At 68.4% G+C, this 212-nt stretch carries 1 pseudogene; it reads left to right on the top strand.

The window, feature by feature from the left end:
* Nucleotides 1-129, top strand: a pseudogene (locus G3N62_RS35760) (IclR family transcriptional regulator); the annotation flags it as partial.
* Nucleotides 130-212 lie beyond the last annotated feature (83 nt).

The following is a 212-nucleotide window of genomic DNA, read 5'->3' as shown; positions in this document are numbered from 1 at the left end:
CTCGTCGCGCTCGGCCAGGAAGGCTCGTTCGACATCGCGTGGGGCGGCGAGATCGACACCGCGCTGCGCGCATGCGCGCGGAAACTGTCTTACGAACTCGGCTATAGTCCCGACGCACGCGACGCCTGACGCACCGGTACACGTCTCGCATCGCGAACGCGCAGCGCATCCGACGGTCCGATTCCTGTGGCGCGCTTGCGCGCCCGACGTCA

This window comes from Burkholderia sp. Tr-20355, assembly GCF_017104685.1.
Classification (GTDB): domain Bacteria; phylum Pseudomonadota; class Gammaproteobacteria; order Burkholderiales; family Burkholderiaceae; genus Burkholderia; species Burkholderia seminalis.
This window is presented reverse-complemented; position numbering and strand designations above follow the sequence as displayed.